Here is an 18,613-nt window from a genome sequence, read left to right as displayed (position 1 = left end):
GGGTTCAGTCGTACTGCCGGTCACCGGCCAGGGCCGAGGCCAGGGTGCCGGTGATCCGGTCGAACAGGCGCTCGAACTCCAGAAGCCAGTAGCCGTTCGCCTCCTGGCGCGGCGTGTCCGGCAGGAAGCGCACATGGCGTCCGCCGGTGGCCTGCATGTGATCGATGAAGCGCTGGGCCCCGGCACGCTCGCGGAACCGACAGCGGTAGGTGTGGCCGACGCGTCCCTCGCGCCGGCTTTTGTCCACCGCGGTCGCCAGCCCGGACAGCAGGGCCGCGCCCAGTTCGCGTTCCACGGCGACGCGATCCTTGGGCGGATGTTCGGCGAGGAAGATGGCCAGGCGGGTCAGACGGTTGGTGAAGTACTCCGGCGGCAGGTCCAGCAGCTGCTCGGAACACACGCGGATATCGTTGATACAGGAGCCGCCGGCCACGTACTTGGCGCGGTGCTCGCCATCCGCGGTCTTCAGTACCAGGCCCTCGGCACCCTCGGCATCCAGTTGCCGGATCAAGCGGCCCAGGGCCTCGGTGTCTGCGGGCGTGAACCGTCCATGCAGCGGCGCCGGTGGCAGGTCATGGCGCTCCATCAGTGCAAACTTTTCGTCCTGCGGCACAAAGCCCGGCTGGCCGAGCCGCATCAGGTCGAACACGAACAAGCCGACGTCGTCCGCGACGCGCGGGGTGGAGCCCTCCAGATAGGGCGTGTCCGGCCCGGCGATTTCCGTGCAGAGCACCAGATCGGGTTCCGCCTCGAACACCGCGAGGTCCACGAAATCCGGCACCCGGTCGGTACTGAATGCACAGACAAACCCGCCCCGGCTGAAGGCGACGACCCGGCCTTCCCAGCGCAGGATGCGCACGTTGAAGCCGTCGATCTTCTCCTCCGCCCAGAACGGCTGATCGAACTGGCGCGGCAGCCCGGCCTCCAGCGACTGGATGCGCCCGATGGCCGGGTAGCCGGGGACCACCGAGCCATCCGGAAGCACCACGGAACCGCGCGGGTAGTGATTCACCGGCTCGAGCAGCCGGGCGTATTCCAGCCCGTCGAACGTCAGGGCCTCGGCCCGGTGGTTCGCGATGGCGTCCTGCAGGGTTTCGCCGTCGATCATGCGTTCTCCGGTTCCAGCGTCTTGCGCAGCCCCTGGATCTGGTCCTCCAGGGCCTCGGTGTGGCGGCGGGCCTTGTCGGCCTGGGTGACCAGGCGTCGCGCCATACTGATGATGCGGAGTTGGCGTTCCATCTCGGTCATGCTCAGCGAGCCGAAGGTGCCTTCGCGCAGCAGGGCTGCCTTCAGTTCGGCATAGGCCGTCTCCACCGTGCTTACGGCCTCGGTGGCCGCCAGGTCTCTGCCGTTCTCGCTTTCCAGGTTGGCGAGATCCAGGGCGCGGATCGCTTGCTCCTGCCAGGCGCGGCGCTGTTCGCTGACGATCGGGCGTTCCTCGCCGGTCGAGTGGCGGCGAAGCTCGGCGATCTGGTCGGCCAGCACCGCAGTCTCGCGATGATAGCGGGCGATACGTACCGCCTCGGCGATGCCGTGCCCGACCGCCTCGGGCATCGGGTGGTTGGCCGTGCGGGCGGCAAAATCGCTGATGGCAGCGGTCAGCTGTTCCACCGCGGCCCGCCGCGCGTCCAGGGTGCCCGCGGCCGGCGGGTCCGGGCGCAGGGCCTCGCGCGCCATGGAGTGGCTGATGTCGGCCAGGCGCTCGGTTTCCTGTAACAACGACTGCAGCGCCAGATCGGGGACGCCCCCGCTGTGCTTGTCGAGAAAGCGCGGCTGGGCGATGTCTTCCTCCCGGGTGCGGAAGCGCGTCTGCAGAAAGCGGATCATCGGCGGGGCGACCGGGACCATCAGCGCCACGCCCAGCAGGTTAAAGGCGGTGTGGAACAGCGCCAGCAGCACCGCGGGGGCCGGGGCCTCTCCGGTGCTGCCCCAGATCCAGGCGATCACGGCCAGGAACCACGGCAGGATCAGCAGCGCAACGAGCGCGGTCAGGCCGTTGAACATCACGTGCGCGGCCGCGACGCGCTTGGCGTTCGGGGTGGCACCGATGACGACCAGCAGGGCCTTGACCGTGGTGCCGAGGTTGGCGCCGATCACTGCGGCGGCTGCGGCCTCCAGAGGTACCGCGCCGCTCATCGCGGCGGTCAGGGCCATCGCCATTGACGCGGACGAGCTCTGCATCAGCACCGTCAGCAGCGCACCGATGCCGACCATGATCAGGAGCCCGACAAAGCCCGGTCGCGCCAGGGCGCCGAGGTCGAAGGTCGCGCTCAGGCCCTCGAAGGCCTCGCGCAGCACGTCGATCCCGAAGAACAGCAGGCCGAAACCGGCCAGGGCCAGACCCAGGTAGCGCGGGCGTGCGGCCTTCATGAACAGGTAGAGCAGGGCGCCGATGCCGATCGCCGGCAGGGCGAAGGCCTCGATCCGGATATTGAAGCCAATCAGGGCGACCAGCCAGCCGGTCATGGTGGTGCCGACGTTGGAGCCGAAGATCACCCAGACCGACTGGCCGAGGGTCAAAAGCCCCGCGTTGGCGAAGCCGATGGTGGTGACGGTGACCGCGCTGGAGGACTGGACCAGCGCGGTCACGCCCATGCCGGAGGCGAGCGCGCGCGGGCGAGTGCGCGTCCACACGCCAAGAATATGCTGCAGGGCCTTGCCGCCGGCGGTCTTCAGGCCGTCGGTCAGCAGCGTCATGCCGAGGAGGAACAGCCCGAGCCCGCCGAGGAAGCCGGCGATCAGGGCGTAGGTGCTGACGGCTTCGGCCTCCGGCATGCGAGCGGATTACAGCGTGATAGTCTCGCCAAAGGCCGGCACGTGGGCCTCGGCGCCTAGCTCGTCGCGCAGTCCGGCAGCCAGCGCATCACGCGCCTCCGGCTCGCCGTGAACCAGGTGGAACACCGGCTGGTCGCGGAATCCGCGTGCCCAGTCCAGTAGCTGAGTACGCCCGGCATGGGCGGAGAAGCCGCCCAGGGTGTGGACCTTCGCGTTGACCGCGACCTCGTCGCCCAGCAGCTTGACCCGCTCGGCGCCATCGACCAGCCGCCGTCCCAGCGTACCCGAGGCCTGGAAGCCGACGATGACCAGGTGCGCCTCGCGCCGCCACAGGTTGTACTTCATGTGATGACGGATGCGCCCGCCGTTGCACATGCCGGCCCCGGCGATGATGATCGCGCCGCCGGTGATGCGGTTGATCGCCATGGATTCCTCGACCGTGCGACAGACCTGCAGCCCGGGCAGGTAGCCACCCGGGTCGCCGTTCGCGGCCTTGTGCAGGCGCTCCATGTCCTCGCTTTTCAGGGACTTGTGCAGCCGCGCGTAGAGTTCGGTCACCTTGATCGCCATCGGGCTGTCGAGGAATACCTTCTGCTGCGGCAGGCGTCCGGCGTGGTGCAGCATGCCCAGGTGGTAGAGGATCTCCTGGGTGCGCCCGACCGCGAAGGCCGGGATCATCACGTTGCCACCGCTGGCGTCGGCCTCCGCGAGGATCTGCGCGAACTCCTCGATGGTCTCGTCCATCGGCCGGTGATCACGGTCGCCGTAGGTGCTCTCCAGCAGCACATGATCCGCGTGTTCCATCCGCGCGGGTTCGTGCATCAGCACGGCGTCGGGGTTGCCGAGGTCGCCGGAGAAGACCAGGTGCCGGTCGCGCCCGCCGGACGGCACGATCAGGTCGACGATCGCGGAGCCGAGGATGTGCCCGGCATCCCGGAAGGTCAGCCGGATGTCGCCGGCAATGGTTTGCGTGTCACCGTAGGGCACGGCCTTGCAGAGTCCCAGAGTGGTCGCGACGTCGTCGATGTCGTAGACCGGCTCGACCAGGGGCTTGTCCGCGCGCCGGCGCCACTTGTTCTCCCACTCGATGTCCTTGCTCATCACGAAGGCGGCGTCCTCGAGCATGATCTCGAGCAGTTCCTCGGTCCCCGGTGTGCAGTAGATCGGGCCGCGGTAGCCGTCGCGAACCAGCTTGGGCAGCAGGCCGGAGTGATCCAGGTGACCGTGGGACAGGACAACGGCGTCGAGCTGACCGGCGAGCTCCGCCAGCGGCTCGCGGTTGGCCTCGTCGGCGTCATTGCCGCCCTGATGCAGGCCGCATTCCAGCAGGATGCGGGCGTCGTCGGTCTCGAGGAGATAGCGCGATCCGGTGACCTCGCCGGTCGCGCCCTTGAATGTGAGCTGTGCCATACCGCAAAGTGTACGCACGGAGCGGGCTCTGTGTGCAACCGTGCGGGGGTGGTTCGTTGACCGGGATCAATTCCGGTTGCGATCCGGTCTCGCGGCGGTTGACCCGCTGGCGGCGGCGGGGGAGGCTGAGGATCTGTGGATACAGGAGACGAGGGGATGCGGCTGATCAGTCCTGCCTTCCGTGACGGCGAAGTGATGCCGATCGAGGTGTCGGCCCGCGATGCCAACGAGCTGCCACCACTGGAGATTCATGAGGTTCCGGATGGCGCACAGAGCCTCGCGCTGATCCTTGAGGACCTGGATTCGCCGCTGGGCGAGGTGACGCACTGGCTGGTCTGGAACCTGCCGCCAGACACGCATCGGGTGGACTCGCTGCATCTGCCGAGTCAGGGGCGCGTGGGCCTGGATGCCTTCGGCAAGGCCGGGTATCTGGGCCCGATCCCGCCGGAGGGCTGCCACCACTATCGTTTCCGCCTGCTCGCCCTGGATGAGGCGCTGGATCTGGCGCCGGGTGCGACGCGCACGCAGTTCGACGTCGCGGCCGAGGGGCATGTGCTGGCCAAGGCCGATCTGACCGGCGGGCTTTGTGCGGGCACCCCGGACTCCGACGCGTCGAACTGATGCCCATCCCCGGACTGAAGCCAGGCCGTTCATCATGAGCCAGTATCGCCCGGAAGCCTTTTTCTCCACGGTCAATCCCACCGTGTTTACCGCCTCCGCGATCATGGTGGTGGTGTTTGTTGCCTTCGGGGTGGCCTTGCCGTCCACCGCCAGCATGGTGTTCGACGGCATCCACGGATTCATTACCGAATACCTCGGCTGGGGCTACCTGCTGGTGGTCACGTTCTTCCTCGGGTTCCTGGTCTGGCTGGGGTTCAGCCGCTACGGCGCGATCCGGCTGGGGCAGCCGGACGACCGGCCGGAATTCGGGTTTGCCGCCTGGTTCGCGATGCTGTTCTCGGCCGGCATGGGAATTGGCCTGGTGTTCTGGAGCGTGGCCGAGCCGGTCCTGCACTATCAAAACCCGCCGATCGGTGATGGCGAGACCGCTGAGGCCGCGCGCCAGGCGATGGTCTACACCTTCTTCCACTGGGGGCTGCATGCCTGGGCGGTGTACGTGGTACTGGGGCTGTCGGTGGCGTACTTCAGCTTTCGCCACCGCCTGCCGCTGACCATCCGCTCGATCTTCTACCCGCTACTGGGGGACCGCATCTACGGCCCGATCGGGCACGTGATCGACATCCTCGCGGTGTTCGGCACACTGTTCGGGCTGGCCACCTCGCTGGGTTTCGGGGCGATGCAGCTCAACACCGGGCTCAACGTGCTGGTCGACATGCCGGTCTCGCACTGGTACCAGGTCGGCATCATCACCGCGATCACGGCGGTGGCCGTGCTGTCGGTGCTCTCCGGACTGGATCGCGGGCTCAAGTGGGTCAGTGTGTTCAACCTGGTGCTGGCGATCAGCTTCATGCTGTTCGTGCTGTTCGCCGGCCCGACGCTGTTCATCCTGCGCTTCCTGCTCGACTCCACCGGCGGCTACTTCCAGCAGCTGATCGAGCTGAGCCTGCATACCGACGCGATCGGCGGCTCCGAGTGGCAGAAGGACTGGACCATGTTCTACTGGGCCTGGTGGATCGCCTGGTCGCCGTTCGTGGGCATCTTCATCGCGCGCATCTCGCGCGGGCGCACCATCCGCGAGTTCATCGTCGGCGTGCTCGCGCTGCCCACACTGTTCGTGTTCGCCTGGATGGCGATCTTCGGCGGCACCGCGCTGCACATGGAGCTGTTCGACGAGGGCGCGGGCATTGCCGCTGCGGTCGCCGAGGACACCACCGTGGCCCTCTACGCGACCCTGGCCCAGCTGCCGTGGACGACCTTCGCCTCCGGGATCGCCACGCTGCTGATCGCGACCTACTTCATCACCTCCTCGGCTTCGGGCACCTACGTGGTGGATGCGCTGATCTCGCGCGGGTCGAAGCACTCGCCGAAGCGCCAGCGCGTGATCTGGGGCATCACCGAGGGGGCGGTGGCCGCCACGCTGCTGATCGTCGGCGGCGAACGCGCGCTGGACAGCCTGCAGACCGGCTCGCTGACCGCCGGGCTGCCGGTCGCGATCATCCTGGTCTTCTGCTGCTTCAGCCTGATGCGCGCCCTGCGCCGCGAATACCGCGTCGAGGGCGTGGAGCCGCCCTGGCGCTGAAGGCTACGCGTGGCCGTCCGGGAGCGTGCGGAGCAGGTGTTCGATCTGCTCCGGCTTGATCCCGGCGATGTCCTTGATGGGCAGAGTGACGGCAAAGCCGTTGCCCAACTGGCTCAAGTCCAGTTCCGTGTCCAGCTGCTCCAGCATGCGTCGGGCCAGTCCGGCCTCCAGGACCATCAGTAACACCTTGCGGCCGGACGAGTCTTTCAGGTCCATCACCGGGTTGCGCCGCAGCTGGGCGATGCCCTGACCGTCCAGCAGGGTCAGTCCGGCGGCTCCGACACGCTGAACAATCTCGATGGCGCGATCGGCCTGACTGCGAGGGACTACGGCGACGAGCAGAACGAATTGCATGGCGAAGTCTCCGGCGTTCGGAACGTGTCAGGGCGTATGCGTCAGGTGGCCGACGAATTCCATGCCCTGCAGCGCGGCGGTATCCAGGGTAAAGGCAAGTCCGTTGTAGGGCTGAAACAAGTCCATCTCCAGGTTCAGACGGCGGGCGATGCGTTCGGCCTGCTCGGTCTCCAGTTGCCATACACAGACCGATTCGTTGCCCTGGTAGGTCACACCGAGGAAGGTCATGTGCTCGGGGAAGCCGAGGCCCGAGCCGTGCAACACCGTGCCGTCCGCGCCGCCTTCTTCGTTGGCGATGGCCAGGGCCTGTTCTTCGCGGTCCTGGTCGATGATGGCCACCAGAAAGGTCTCCGCCATGAGGCGTCTCTCCCTGCTGCGGTTCGCGTCAATTACCGAGGTAGCGGCGCAGCACCCGCTGCCACTCGTCGGATTCCAGAATCTCGAGGATAGCCACGTTCATCGGGGCGCGCAGCGGCGAGCCCTGGGGCAGGGCCAGGGCATAGTCCTGGCGCAGGAACTCGACGGGTAGCACCTCCAGTTGACCGGCGAAGTGTTCGCGCACCTGGTAACGAAGCAGCGGGGCGTCATAGACCATCGCGTCGGCGTGCCCGTTGGCGACCGCGTCGAGGGCGGACCTCAGGTCCGCGTGGTCGCGGTAGGCGAAGCCCTGGTCGTCCAGCCAGGCGGCGGCACTGGAGCCGCCGATGGTGGCGATGCGCTGGCCCTCCAGGTCGGAGACATTCTGGATGCCGGTATCCAGTGAGCTGACGGTCAAGGTGGTGGCGATTGCGGCGGTGAAGGTGGAAACCAGGATCAGGGCCGCGAACATCCAGACCAGCGCGATCGCGCGGCCGGGCAGGGTGCGCGGGGCCTTGTCGCCGTAGCCGACCGTGGTCATGGTGACGGCGGCCCACCAGAAGGCCGAGCCCAGCCCCTGTGCGGAGCTGCCGCCGAACTCGTCGGCGTTGCGGTGACGCTCGAACAGCCATAGCAGTGCGCCGACCAGCAGGAGCAGGCCGGCGAGCGCCAGTATGATCATCAGGAATGGCACCGAGATGAATGCCCGCAGGGCGCCGGCGACCGGGTTGCCCTGCTGGGGCACGGCAATGGACAGCCCGGTGCTGTAGTACGGATGGGTGAAGTCGACGCGCTCGGCGCGCTCGGCGGTCGCGGTGAGGGCCGCGACCGAGACATCGATGCGGTCGTCCCCCAGGCCTGTGATCAATTCCTCGAGGCTGACCTCCTGGTACCCGTAGTCCAGTTCCAGGCGTTCCGCTACCCGTTCCCAAAGCTCGATCGCGATACCGGTCGGGGTCGCGTCGGCCGCGTCCGGGGCGATCACGAACGGCGACACAAAGCGGGTGCCCACGCGCACGCTGGAATCGAGGTCTGCGGCGCTGGCCCCCGTCTCCTGGGCCTGGGCGGCGGGGATTGCCAGCAAGGCGGCGAGCAACCAAAGGGCCGTGGCGAGCAGTGCGGAGGGCGCGATCAGGGAGCGGGGCATGCGAGCTTCCGGTGGGGGCTTGGTCGTACCATAACCGGTACGCTGTCACCGTGGCAGTCCGCGTTGCCGCGTCAGGAGATAAGCCCATGCGGGACCCGTTTGCCAACTGGATCGAGGCGCCATCCCGGTCGAATCCGGGCGACGCAGCGGATATCGGGTTCATGCTGGACTGGGCGAGTGCCGAGGCCCGTCACCGCGAATCTCTGTTTCTGCCGAGGCTGTTGCCGGAACGGGACCACTGGCCGGGTGATCTGGGCACAGCCCTGCACGCGCTGGGAGTGGGGGCGGTACACGAGGCCTCGCGGGCGTCAGCCGCGGTCCTGGTCCCGCCGTCCGACATGGATCGGGTGCGGGAGCTCCCGGGGTCGGCGTTCAATCGCGGCCTGCGCAGGCATCGCCGGGTGGAGCCCCGTGCGGGTCGTTTTTATCCGAGGGCGTTCATTGCCGGCCATGCGGGCGTCGAGGCCGGCGATCGCGAGCTGTTCCGGGTCGGGGCGCTGGAGGAGGACCGCCTGGTGGCGGATCTGAACCATCCACTGGCGGACCATGAGCTGCGGTTGCAGGCGCGGGTCATGGCCCGCCACGCCCACGGGCGTGATGACGACCACTCGGTGGATGTGGCCCGGCTGCTGACGGCCCGCGGGCCGGGCATGCAGGCGCGCTGGCGCGGACGGCCGACCGACTTCTGGACCGACGGCGCGCTGGCACGCGAGGATCCGGACCCCGATGCGGCGTTTTATGCCGAACCGCGCCGGGTACACCACCTGGATGCCACTGCGCGCGCCGAGATCGCCGCGCTGTATGGCGCTTGCATCCCGGCCGGTGCGCGGGTGCTCGACCTGATGAGCAGCTGGGAGTCGCACCTGGACCGGGTGGAGACGCCGGAAGCGGTGATCGGGCTGGGCATGAACGCGCAGGAGCTGGCGGACAATCCCCGTCTGACGTCGTCCCTGGTGCACGACCTGAACCTCCGCCCGGAACTGCCGTATGCGGCGGGGAGCTTCGACGCCGTGGCCTGTACCGCGTCGGTCGAGTATCTGACGCAGCCGGAGGCGGTGTTCCAGGCAGTACGCGAGGTGCTGAGGCCGGGCGGGGTGTTCGTGGTGACCTTCTCCGACCGCTGCTTCCCGACCAAGGCGATCGCGGTGTGGGAACGCCTGTACGACTTCGAGCGCATGGGGCTGGTGCTGGACCTGTTCCTGCGCGCCGGTTTCACGGATCTCGCGACCTTTTCCCTGCGCGGCCTGCCGCGGCCGGCCGATGATCCCTATGCCGGACGGCTGGAGCATGCGGACCCGGTGTTTGCGGTGTGGGGTTATCGATGGGGCTGAGGGATGGGCCTTTGCCGACACGGGCGGGGGCTTCGCGGGCAAGGCCGCTCCGGCAATGGCAGGGCTCGCCGAGCCGAGGCAGCCTGCCGGAAAGCGATCGGACCGGACTCGGTTCTCAGGCTGGGCAGGTCTGGCCCCCCGAAGAACGTTTTAACCGGTAAACTGCGCGATGATCCCGGGAAACGCCGATTCATCGGCGTTTCCCGGCGGCACAAGGAGGTGCCGCCGCAATCGACCACCGCAGGGGGTTGATTGTGAAGCAAGCTGCAAACCGCGTTTGCAGTGCAGCGTGCGCTGAGAAAGCCAGGATGGCTTTATTCAGCGCTTCCTTGAAAAGTTGCCCGCGCCGCGGGCCGGACCAGTGGGGAGCGCATGGCCGCAAGCAAGGCCAAATCCGGGGGCAAGGGCAGCAAGACGGCAGAGCCGGCCGCACCGCCGAGCCTGAGTGGGCAGCTGCTGCGTGGTCTGCGCGAGGGTGCACTGCTGATCTTCGGCATGCTGGCGCTGTATCTGCTGGTGGCGCTGGCGAGCTATCACCCGGGCGATGCCGCCTGGTCGACGACTGGCGACGGCGAGGGTCTGCGCAATCTGGGCGGCACCACGGGCGCCTGGTTCGCCGATATCGCTTTCCATCTGCTCGGCTATCTGGCCTACCTGATTCCGCTGGCCGTGGGGGGTATTGGCTGGTGGCTGTTCCGGCACCGCCGCGAGGCGCAGATCGCCAGCCCCATGGAGCTCACCGTGCGCGGGCTGGCGCTGATCGTGGCGCTGATCGCCGGCTCGGCCCTGGCCGCGCTGCACCTGATGCCGGGCGGGATGCCGGTGCATGCCGGCGGCATCCTCGGCGACCTGTTCGGCGGCTGGGCGGTCGCCGGGCTGAGCCTGGTGGGCGGGACACTGGTCCTGCTGGCGCTGTTCCTGGCCGGGGTGACCCTGTTTACCGGGCTGTCCTGGTTTCTGCTGATGGATCGTCTCGGACAGCTGGCCGTGCGTGGCTGGGAGCGTGCCCGCGTGGCGATCGACTCGGCCCGTGACCGCCGTATCGGCGCCCGCGAACGGGCCGAACGCGAGACCCGGGTGGAGAAGGAGCGCAAGCGCACCGAGAAGCGCATGCCCTCGCGGGTGGAGCCACGTATCGAGACGCCCCCGCCCAGCCCGCGGGTGCAGAAAGAGAAACAGGTCCCGCTGTTCACCGAGGGGACGGGCGCCGATCCACACCCGCCGCTGGCCCTGCTGGACGAGCCGCCGCCGCCGCCCGACGGATTCTCCGAGGAGTCTTTGCAGGCGCTCTCCCGCCTGGTGGAACTGAAGCTGAAGGACTTCGGGGTGGAGGTCGAGGTGGTCGCGGTGCAGCCGGGGCCGGTGATCACCCGCTTCGAATTGCAGCCGGCGGCCGGGGTGAAGGCCTCGCGTATCTCCGGGCTGTCCACCGATCTCGCACGTTCGCTGTCGGTCATGGCCGTACGCATCGTCGAGGTGATCCCGGGCAAGTCCACGGTGGGGCTGGAGATCCCCAACGAGAACCGCGAGATCGTGGCCCTCTCGGAGATCCTGCGTTCGGATCTGTTCGACTCGAACAAGTCGCCGCTGACCATGGCGCTGGGCAAGGACATCGGCGGCGGCCCGGTGATCGCGGATCTGGCGAAGATGCCGCATCTGCTGGTCGCCGGGACGACCGGTTCCGGGAAATCGGTGGGCGTCAACGCGATGCTGCTGTCGCTGCTGTACAAGTCCACGCCGGAAGACGTCCGCCTGATCCTGATCGATCCGAAGATGCTGGAGCTGTCGGTCTACGAGGGCATCCCGCATCTGCTGTGTTCGGTCGTCACCGACATGAAGGATGCCTCCAACGCCCTGCGCTGGGCGGTGGCGGAGATGGAGCGGCGCTACAAGCTGATGTCGGCGATGGGCGTGCGCAACATTGGCGGCTTCAACAAGAAGGTGCGCGATGCCCAGGCCGGCGGCGAGCCGCTGAAGGATCCGTTGTTCAAGCCGGAGGAGGCGATCACCGAGACCGAGGCGCCGGAACTGGAGCCGTTGCCGTTCGTTGTGGTTGTGGTCGACGAATTCGCCGACATGATCATGGTGGTGGGCAAGAAGGTCGAGGAGCTGATCGCCCGCCTGGCGCAGAAGGCGCGCGCCGCCGGCATCCACCTGATCCTGGCCACCCAGCGTCCGTCGGTGGACGTGATTACCGGGTTGATCAAGGCGAACATCCCCACCCGCATCGCCTTCCAGGTTTCCTCGCGCGTGGACTCGCGCACCATCCTCGATCAGATGGGTGCCGAGCACCTTCTGGGTCACGGCGACATGCTCTATCTGCCACCGGGCAAGGCGATGCCCGAGCGCGTGCACGGTGCGTTCGTCAGCGACAACGAAGTGCATCAGGTGGTCGAGTACCTCAAGTCCACCGGCGAGCCGGACTACAACGACGCAATCCTCGACGAGCCCGAGGCCGGTGCGGCCAGCATCCCGGGGCTGGAGTCGCCCGAGGGGAACGGCAACGAATCGGACCCGCTGTACGATCAGGCCGTGCAGGTGGTCATCGAGTCACGCAAGGCCTCGATCTCGTTCGTCCAGCGCCGGCTCAAGATCGGCTACAACCGCGCCGCGCGCATGGTCGAAGACATGGAGGCCGCCGGCCTGGTCAGCCAGGTACAGTCGAACGGCAATCGCGAGGTCCTGGTTCCCGGCCCGAACGACTGAGCGCCCCGAACCCGAGGGCGTGGTTGGTGTCCATGTCCCTGATCGCGTGACGCGGTTCGTCATCCCTGTGCGACACATTCACGCCGGGTTAAGCCTCGCGGCGCATCATGAATCGCATACCCATCCATCCTGGAGACTGCATGAACGCTCGTCCCCTTACGTGTCCGGGCGCCCTCTGTCGGGCCCTGTCCCTTGGCCTGGTACTGGCCTTGACCGCCGTTCCGGCCCTGGCCGCCGACCGCGGTATGGAGGATGCCCGCGCGGCGCTGGATCGCTTTGTCGATGGCCTGGAAAGCTTCTCCGCCGAATTTACCCAGACCGTGCGCGACGACACCGGCTACGTGCTGCAGGAGTCCGATGGCCGCATGCAGCTGGGGCTGCCCAATCGCCTGCACTGGGAGGTGACCGAGCCGTTCCCGCAGACCATCGTCTCCGATGGCGAGGACCTGTGGATGTACGACCCGGATCTGTCGCAGGCCACGGTGCGCCCGCTGGGGGATGCCTTCGACGCCACGCCGATCGCCGCGATCACCCAGCCGGAGCGTCTGGACGAGCACTTCCGCATGTCACTGCGCCCGGTGCCGGGCGGCGATGCCCTGCGCCTGGTGCTGGTGCCGCGCAACGAACAGGCCGACTTCACCAGTCTGGACCTGGACCTGACCGCGGATGGCGACCTGACCCGCATGGCCTTCCGCGACATCTTCGGCCAGGAGACCGTGATCCTCTTCCACGAAACCGAACGCAATGGCGAACTCGACCCGGGCGTGTTCACCTTCGACCCGCCGGCCGGGACCGACATCTATCGGCCTTGAGCGAGGTCCGCTCGCGGGTTATCTGCCACATAGCGCACAGAGGCCACGGAGAAAACAAAGGCTTTTAGGGAGCGTAGGATGCGTTGAGCGCAGCGAAACGCATCGGTCGGAAGGCGGCGATATTCCGGGTGATCGATGTTGATGCGTTTCGCTTTGCTCAACGCATCCTGCACATGGGCTGTGATACGCCCCTTGGGTTGTCTCCGTGCCCTCCGTGGTTCAATAGTCCTTCTTCGTACCTTCGCGCACTTCGTGGTGAACAAGGCTCTTCGGCTCGAGGGGTTACAATCCCTCCATGAGTGATTCCCCCGAAGGCGATCTGTTCGGCCCCGATCCGGACGTGGCCTCGCCCGAACCCGAACCGGCCCCGGTAGCCCTGGATCCCTCGGCGCCGCTGGCCGAGCGCATGCGTCCGGCGCGGCTCGACGAGATGGTCGGCCAGGACCACCTGGTCGGCGCCGATGCCGCGCTGCGCCAGGCGATCGAGCAGGGCCAGACCCCGTCGATGATCCTCTGGGGCCCGCCCGGCTGCGGCAAGACGACGCTCGCGCGGCTGGTGGCGGCGGCCGGAGCCCAGCGCCTGGTCACGCTGTCCGCCGTGCTGGCCGGGGTCAAGGACGTCCGTGCGGTCGTCGAAGCCGCGAAGACCCGCCGCCGCAATGGTGTCGGGACGCTGCTGTTCATCGACGAGATCCACCGCTTCAACAAGGGCCAGCAGGACGCACTGCTGCCGCACATTGAGGACGGTACGCTGACCTTCGTCGGCGCGACCACCGAGAATCCTTCGTTCGCACTCAACAGCGCGCTGCTGTCGCGCGCGCGGGTCTATCGCATGGAGGCGGTCGGGGCGGAGGCCATCGAGGCCCTGATCGACCGGGCCCTTAATGACCCCGAGCGCGGTCTGGGCGGGCGCGGCCTGACGCTGGACTCGGGGGAGCGTCAGCGTCTTGCGCGCGCCGCGGACGGCGATGCCCGGCGTGCCCTGAACTGGCTGGAGACCGCCTCGGACCTGGCGCGCGATGGCGCCATCACCGGCGACGCGCTGCGCGCGGTGATGGGGGCGCAGTCACTGGCCTTCGACCGTCAGGGCGATGCCTTCTACGACCAGATCTCCGCCCTGCACAAGTCGGTGCGCGGGTCCGATCCGAACGCCGCGGTGTACTGGCTCACCCGCATGCTGGATGCGGGCTGTGACCCGGACTACCTCGGTCGCCGCCTGCTGCGCATGGCCTACGAGGACATTGGCCTGGCCGCGGTTGGCCTCGGTGCGCGGGTGCTGGCGGCCTGGCAGACCATGGAACGTCTGGGTCGGCCGGAAGGCGATCTGGCGCTGGTACAGGCAGTGATCGAACTGGCCTCCGCACCCAAGAGCAACAGCGCCTATGCCGCGCTGAACGGCGCGCGGGCCGCGATCCGCGACAGCGGCAGCGCGGGCGTGCCCCTGCACCTGCGCAATGCCCCGACCGAGCTGATGCGTGCCGAGGGCTTCGGTGCCGGGTATCGCTACGACCACGACGAACCGGACGGGTTTGCGCGCGGACAGGTCTATCTGCCCGAAGGGCTGGAAGAAGCGCGCTTCTATAGTCCGCGCCGGGATGGTACCGAGCGCGCGCTGGCGGAGCGTCTGCAGCGTCTGCGCGGCGGCGGTGAAGACCCCGGGGACGGGGGCTGACGGGGTGACATGAGGATTCGACATCACAAGAGCTGGCTGACGGTCGCGGCGATCCTGTTCGGGGTCTCGCTGGCGTGGATCCTGTTGACCACCGAGTGGCCCAGTCTCGGCGTTCCGCTGGGCGAGCTGGAAGTCTGGCTGCTCAGCTGGGGCCCTGGGGCCTACCTGGTATTCGTGCTGGCGTTTGTCGTGCTGGCCCTGTTCCCGCTGCCGAGCACCTTCTGGATCCTGCTGGGCGGGGCCTTGTTCGGTCCCTTCACCGGTGGCGCCCTGAGTCTGCTGGCGGCCACCGTGGCGGCGGTCATCGCCTTCATGCTGGCCCGTACCTGGCTGCAGCCCTGGCTGGTTCCGCGCATGGGGCCGCGCAGTACCCGGCTGCGCGAGGATGTGGAGGCCGAGGGCTGGCGCGTGGTGGCCCTGACCCGGCTGGTACCGGTGTTTCCGTTTGCGCCCACCAACTATGCCCTGGGACTGGTGCGCCTGCCGCTGCCCGTGTTTGCACTGACGACGGTGGTGGCGCTGATCCCGGGCCTGTTCGCCTATGCCTGGCTGGGGCATGCCACCCGCGAGGTGGCCAGTGGTGCCGACAGCGGGGTGCAACTGGGTCTGGCGCTGCTCGCGGTGCTGGCATTGCTGCTGTTGCTGCCGCGCCTGGTGCGGCGCATCTGGCTGGGACAGAAGATGCTGCACTCGGACTCAGACCCAGGCCAGCAGTACCCCGAGGCCCAGGGCGAAGAACAGCAGCGCCGCGAGCGCGCGTAGCAGCCGCAGCGGCAGGTGACAGGCGAAACGCTGGCCCAGCCATACGACCGGCGCATTGGCCAGGACCATACCGATGGTCGAGCCGATCACGACCAGGATCAGGTTGTCGAAGGTCGCGGCCAGCGCGGCGGTAGCCACCTGCGTCTTGTCGCCCATCTCGACCAGGAAGAACAGCACCGTGGTGGTCCAGAACACGCCGTGTTTCGAGGGGGCGGGCAGCTCGTCCTCGCTATCCGGCACCAGCACCCAGGCGGCCATGACGATGAACCCGAGCCCCAGCCCCCAGCGCAGCCACTCGTCCGGCACGCTGGCGCCGATCCAGACGCCGGCCAGCGCGGCGAGGAAGTGATTGGCCAGGGTCGCCACCACGATGCCCCAGATGATGGGCCAGGTCTGCTGGTAGCGGCAGATCAGGAGCAGCGCGAGGAGTTGGGTCTTGTCGCCCATCTCGGCGATGGCGACGATGACGGTGGAGACGAGCAGGGCTTCCATGATGGTCTTCCGGACCGGGCGGCTACTGCGGACCGCGGTGGTGAGGCCAGGGGGTTCCCGGGCCTGCCGCGTCGCGCCCCCTGAAGCTGGCAAAAGTGTAGAAGGCGGCCCCGTTACCGGCAAGAACGGGCTGCGCCGTGCGCGGGCCTTGGGTAGGATGCGCGCGATGAAAGCCTTCGTACGCTGGGTCGATCGCGCACCGCTGTGGCTGTTTGCCCTGCTGGTGGCCACGCTGGGCCTGGCCCCCTGGATCCCCGAGCCGCATGTCGCGGAGAAGCTGCGCTGGCTGCTCGCCGGCGAGCTGACCCGGTTGTGGGACATCCTCGACCTGGTCATGCACGCCATCCCCTGGCTGTTGATGGCCTTCAAGCTCTACCGGACCAGCGTTACGGTTAGGGGCAGGCCCTGATCCGAGTGTTTCTCCGCAGCTTGTGGGAAATCGACGCCGGGCGTGCCTGCCGCTACGGTTGCAGCACGTTTCAAGCACTCAGGAGAACCCCATGCGCTTTATTGTTGCTGTCACCGCCGGTACCGACGACCCCACCCGTGCGACGCTCGGCATGATCGCCGCCAACGTGGCCAAGCAGCAGGGCCATGACGTGACCGTCTGGCTGCAGGGCGAGGCCGTGAACATCGCCAACCGCAATGTCTACGACAAGATCGTCGGCCACAACATGCCGGCAATGAAGGACATCGTCGATTCACTGGTCAGTGAAGGCGTCCCGTTCTGGGCCTGCGAGGCCTGCGCCAAGGGCCGCGACGTCGGCGAACACAACTTCCTGCCGAACGCCGAGATGGCCGGCATGGGCCAGTACGTCCAGGCCGTCGCCGACTTCGACCGCTCGATGAGCTTCTAATCGTTCATCGTTGCTCGCGGGCGGGGGTGTGATCCCCCGCTCGTTCTGATCTCCCGCCCCTGCCAGTGCCCCGAACTGGCACATTGCATGCTTGTTTGTTCCGCGAGGCATCCGCGGATCATGAGCATGAGTCAGAATCTCCCCCCGAATACCCTGTCCCCGAGCGTTTCGTATGAAGAGGCCATTGGCGACTTCCTGGTCGCCTCGCGCAAATGCGAGGTAGTGAGCCTGGAGCGCCTGCTGGAGGCCGTGCAACTGGTCGGGTGCATCCGTGCCCTGGTGCATCAACTGCAGCGTGAACGCGGCGCTTCCAGCCTCTGGATCGGCTCGGCTGGCCAGCGTTATGCCGAGGAGCTGGGGCAGTATCGAACCGAATCCGACACCACGGCGGCGGCCTTTCGCGAACACCTTGATGGCTGGTTACAGCCGGGGGCCTGTGCCCACGCGCGCAGCCGGTTGCTGGGGCGCATGGCACTGGCCCTGCACGGGCTGTCCGGGCTGCCCAGCCTGCGCGAGGAGGTCAACGAGCGCACGCTTTCGCCGATGGAGGCGATGCGCGGATTCAGCGAACTGATCCGGTCGCTCCTGGCCGTGGTATTCGAGGCAGCGGATTCGGCTACCGACCCGGAGGTCTCCGGTGCGTTGGTCGCTCTTTTGAACTTCATGCAGGGCAAGGAGCTTGCGGGTCAGGAACGCGCGATCGGTGCTGCGGGCTTTGGCCAGGGCGTGTTTGACGGCGAGCTGCGCCAGGCCCTGTTACACCGTATCGATGCCCAGGAACGTTCGTTTCGCATCTTCTCGGAGTTTGCCCCGGAATCGGCCTGCGGCGCCTGCCGTCAATTACAGGGCGCGAGCTTCGCCGCCGAGGTCGAGCGCCTGCGCCGTCAGGCCTGCACCCAGACCGATGGCCAGCCGGCCCCGGCCCGGGCCGAGGCGTGGTTTGCCTGCACGACTGCGCGTATCGACGCGATGAAGGAGATCGAGGATCGGCTGGAGATGCACCTGAACGAGTGCTGCTCCGCGCGCATCGTGGCGGATCGCGCGGACCTGGGTGCGGTGCGTGACCGTATCGCGCAATTGGCCGAGTCGGAGTTGCGCGACAGCGTGCCGTATGCGGTGTTTTTCGGTGCGCCCGAGGGGCTGGATTCCGACGGCGTGGGCGGCGATAACCCGCTCAATGTGCCGATCGTCGGACATTCGGTGATGGACCTGGTGCAACGCCAGGCCAGTCGTCTGCAGTCGGTGGAGGACGAGCTGCAGGCGGCGCGCCAGGCCTTGGCCGAGCGCAAGACGATTGAGCGAGCCAAGGCACTGCTAATCCAGCATCGCGGCCTGACGGAGGACCAGGCCTACAAGCTCCTGCGCCAGACTGCGATGAACCAGAACCGGCGTCTGGCCGAGGTGGCCGAGGCGACCGTCGCCATGTCTGACCTGCTGGGGAAGGGCCTGTAGGAGATTCTATGTCTCTCCACAAGGGATCTTAGGTTGGTAATCGGTCTGATTTTTCATCAGGGCGAAGGCGACGCGGGCCAGCTTTCGAGCCAAGGCGTTCAGTGCCTGGGTCGTCGCCAGGCCACGGTCCAGGCAGCGCTGGTAGTAGTCGCTCCAGGCGGCTTTCGACTTGGCCTGCATCGCGGCCAGATAGAGCAGCCGTCGCAACTCTGGATCGCCCTGTTTGGTGAGTTTGCGCTGCCCCCGTTTCGTGCCGGAGTCGCGTATGCGGACATCCAACCCCAGG

General features: G+C 67.5%; 18 protein-coding genes. 10 read left to right on the top strand and 8 right to left on the bottom strand.

Features of this window, described 5'->3' with window-relative positions:
- Nucleotides 1-4: 4 nt before the first annotated feature.
- From F622_RS0111540 to F622_RS0111530, 3 genes are read right to left on the bottom strand one after another with little or no spacing between them, the layout of a single operon-like run.
- A complete protein-coding gene (locus tag F622_RS0111540) occupies nucleotides 5-1,108 on the bottom strand; it encodes an RNA ligase (protein WP_018167947.1) in 1,104 nt (367 codons plus the stop codon).
- The gene (locus tag F622_RS0111535; RefSeq protein ID WP_018167946.1) at nucleotides 1,105-2,775 is read right to left on the bottom strand and encodes a Na/Pi cotransporter family protein; all 1,671 of its coding nucleotides are present in this window, start codon (nucleotides 2,773-2,775) and stop codon (nucleotides 1,105-1,107) included. The genes F622_RS0111540 and F622_RS0111535 overlap by 4 nt, the downstream gene beginning before the upstream one ends.
- Nucleotides 2,776-2,784: 9 nt before the next feature.
- The gene (locus F622_RS0111530) at nucleotides 2,785-4,185 is read right to left on the bottom strand and encodes an MBL fold metallo-hydrolase RNA specificity domain-containing protein (RefSeq protein ID WP_019572019.1); all 1,401 of its coding nucleotides are present in this window, start codon (nucleotides 4,183-4,185) and stop codon (nucleotides 2,785-2,787) included.
- A gap of 156 nt (nucleotides 4,186-4,341) precedes the next feature.
- On the opposite strand from F622_RS0111530, the gene F622_RS0111525 reads away from it, so the two are divergent.
- Entirely contained in the window at nucleotides 4,342-4,806 is a 465-nt protein-coding gene (locus F622_RS0111525) for a YbhB/YbcL family Raf kinase inhibitor-like protein (protein WP_018176489.1), read from the top strand.
- A 34-nt stretch (nucleotides 4,807-4,840) separates the two neighbouring features.
- Nucleotides 4,841-6,385, top strand: a complete 1,545-nt coding sequence (locus tag F622_RS0111520; RefSeq protein ID WP_018937975.1) for a BCCT family transporter — start codon at nucleotides 4,841-4,843, stop codon at nucleotides 6,383-6,385.
- A gap of 3 nt (nucleotides 6,386-6,388) precedes the next feature.
- On the opposite strand, the gene F622_RS0111515 is transcribed toward F622_RS0111520, so the two are convergent.
- Genes F622_RS0111515 through F622_RS0111505 form a run of 3 tightly spaced genes read right to left on the bottom strand, consistent with a single transcriptional unit; the run spans nucleotide 6,389 to nucleotide 8,243 of the window.
- Nucleotides 6,389-6,739, bottom strand: coding sequence for a hypothetical protein (locus F622_RS0111515; protein ID WP_018937974.1), 351 nt, complete (start codon nucleotides 6,737-6,739; stop codon nucleotides 6,389-6,391).
- 27 nt (nucleotides 6,740-6,766) lie between these two features.
- Nucleotides 6,767-7,096 (bottom strand): hypothetical protein, encoded by a 330-nt coding sequence (locus tag F622_RS0111510; protein WP_018650411.1) that lies wholly within the window; start codon nucleotides 7,094-7,096, stop codon nucleotides 6,767-6,769.
- Nucleotides 7,097-7,124: 28 nt separating this feature from the next.
- Nucleotides 7,125-8,243 carry a transporter substrate-binding domain-containing protein gene (locus tag F622_RS0111505; RefSeq protein ID WP_018951315.1) on the bottom strand — a complete coding sequence of 373 codons (1,119 nt, stop codon included), beginning with the start codon at nucleotides 8,241-8,243 and terminating at the stop codon, nucleotides 7,125-7,127.
- An 86-nt stretch (nucleotides 8,244-8,329) separates the two neighbouring features.
- On the opposite strand from F622_RS0111505, the gene F622_RS0111500 reads away from it, so the two are divergent.
- The 5 genes from F622_RS0111500 (at nucleotide 8,330) to F622_RS0111480 (ending at nucleotide 15,526) form a co-directional block, all read left to right on the top strand.
- Nucleotides 8,330-9,574, top strand: coding sequence for a methyltransferase domain-containing protein (locus F622_RS0111500; protein ID WP_019572018.1), 1,245 nt, complete (start codon nucleotides 8,330-8,332; stop codon nucleotides 9,572-9,574).
- A gap of 372 nt (nucleotides 9,575-9,946) precedes the next feature.
- Nucleotides 9,947-12,280 carry a DNA translocase FtsK gene (locus F622_RS0111495; protein ID WP_018176484.1) on the top strand — a complete coding sequence of 778 codons (2,334 nt, stop codon included), beginning with the start codon at nucleotides 9,947-9,949 and terminating at the stop codon, nucleotides 12,278-12,280.
- Nucleotides 12,281-12,420: 140 nt separating this feature from the next.
- Nucleotides 12,421-13,092 (top strand): outer membrane lipoprotein chaperone LolA, encoded by a 672-nt coding sequence (lolA, locus tag F622_RS0111490; protein WP_019572017.1) that lies wholly within the window; start codon nucleotides 12,421-12,423, stop codon nucleotides 13,090-13,092.
- Nucleotides 13,093-13,387: 295 nt separating this feature from the next.
- Nucleotides 13,388-14,764 (top strand): replication-associated recombination protein A, encoded by a 1,377-nt coding sequence (locus F622_RS0111485; protein WP_019572016.1) that lies wholly within the window; start codon nucleotides 13,388-13,390, stop codon nucleotides 14,762-14,764.
- A 9-nt stretch (nucleotides 14,765-14,773) separates the two neighbouring features.
- The gene (locus tag F622_RS0111480; protein WP_018650407.1) at nucleotides 14,774-15,526 is read left to right on the top strand and encodes a TVP38/TMEM64 family protein; all 753 of its coding nucleotides are present in this window, start codon (nucleotides 14,774-14,776) and stop codon (nucleotides 15,524-15,526) included.
- On the opposite strand, the gene F622_RS0111475 is transcribed toward F622_RS0111480, so the two are convergent.
- Nucleotides 15,461-16,018 (bottom strand): TMEM165/GDT1 family protein, encoded by a 558-nt coding sequence (locus F622_RS0111475; protein WP_018937968.1) that lies wholly within the window; start codon nucleotides 16,016-16,018, stop codon nucleotides 15,461-15,463. The two genes, F622_RS0111480 and F622_RS0111475, sit on opposite strands and share 66 nt — an antisense overlap.
- 166 nt (nucleotides 16,019-16,184) lie before the next feature.
- Between F622_RS0111475 and F622_RS0111470 the strand changes: the two genes are divergently transcribed.
- From F622_RS0111470 to F622_RS0111460, 3 genes are all read left to right on the top strand, one after another.
- Nucleotides 16,185-16,427 (top strand): hypothetical protein, encoded by a 243-nt coding sequence (locus F622_RS0111470; protein ID WP_019572015.1) that lies wholly within the window; start codon nucleotides 16,185-16,187, stop codon nucleotides 16,425-16,427.
- Nucleotides 16,428-16,518: 91 nt separating this feature from the next.
- On the top strand, nucleotides 16,519-16,875 hold the full coding sequence (locus F622_RS0111465; protein WP_018167932.1) for a DsrE family protein: 357 nt from the start codon (nucleotides 16,519-16,521) through the stop codon (nucleotides 16,873-16,875).
- 126 nt (nucleotides 16,876-17,001) lie between these two features.
- A complete protein-coding gene (locus F622_RS0111460) occupies nucleotides 17,002-18,327 on the top strand; it encodes a nitrate regulatory protein (RefSeq protein WP_019572014.1) in 1,326 nt (441 codons plus the stop codon).
- Nucleotides 18,328-18,333: 6 nt separating this feature from the next.
- Here F622_RS0111460 and F622_RS13485 read toward each other — a convergent pair.
- Nucleotides 18,334-18,613: transposase (locus F622_RS13485; RefSeq protein ID WP_019572013.1), on the bottom strand; the 280-nt coding region annotated here is incomplete at its 5' end.

This window comes from Thioalkalivibrio sp. ALMg3, from assembly GCF_000381225.1.
Classification (GTDB): Bacteria; Pseudomonadota; Gammaproteobacteria; order Ectothiorhodospirales; family Ectothiorhodospiraceae; genus Thioalkalivibrio; species Thioalkalivibrio versutus.
Note: the sequence above shows the minus strand (reverse complement) of the source record. Positions and strands in the feature narration are given on the sequence as shown.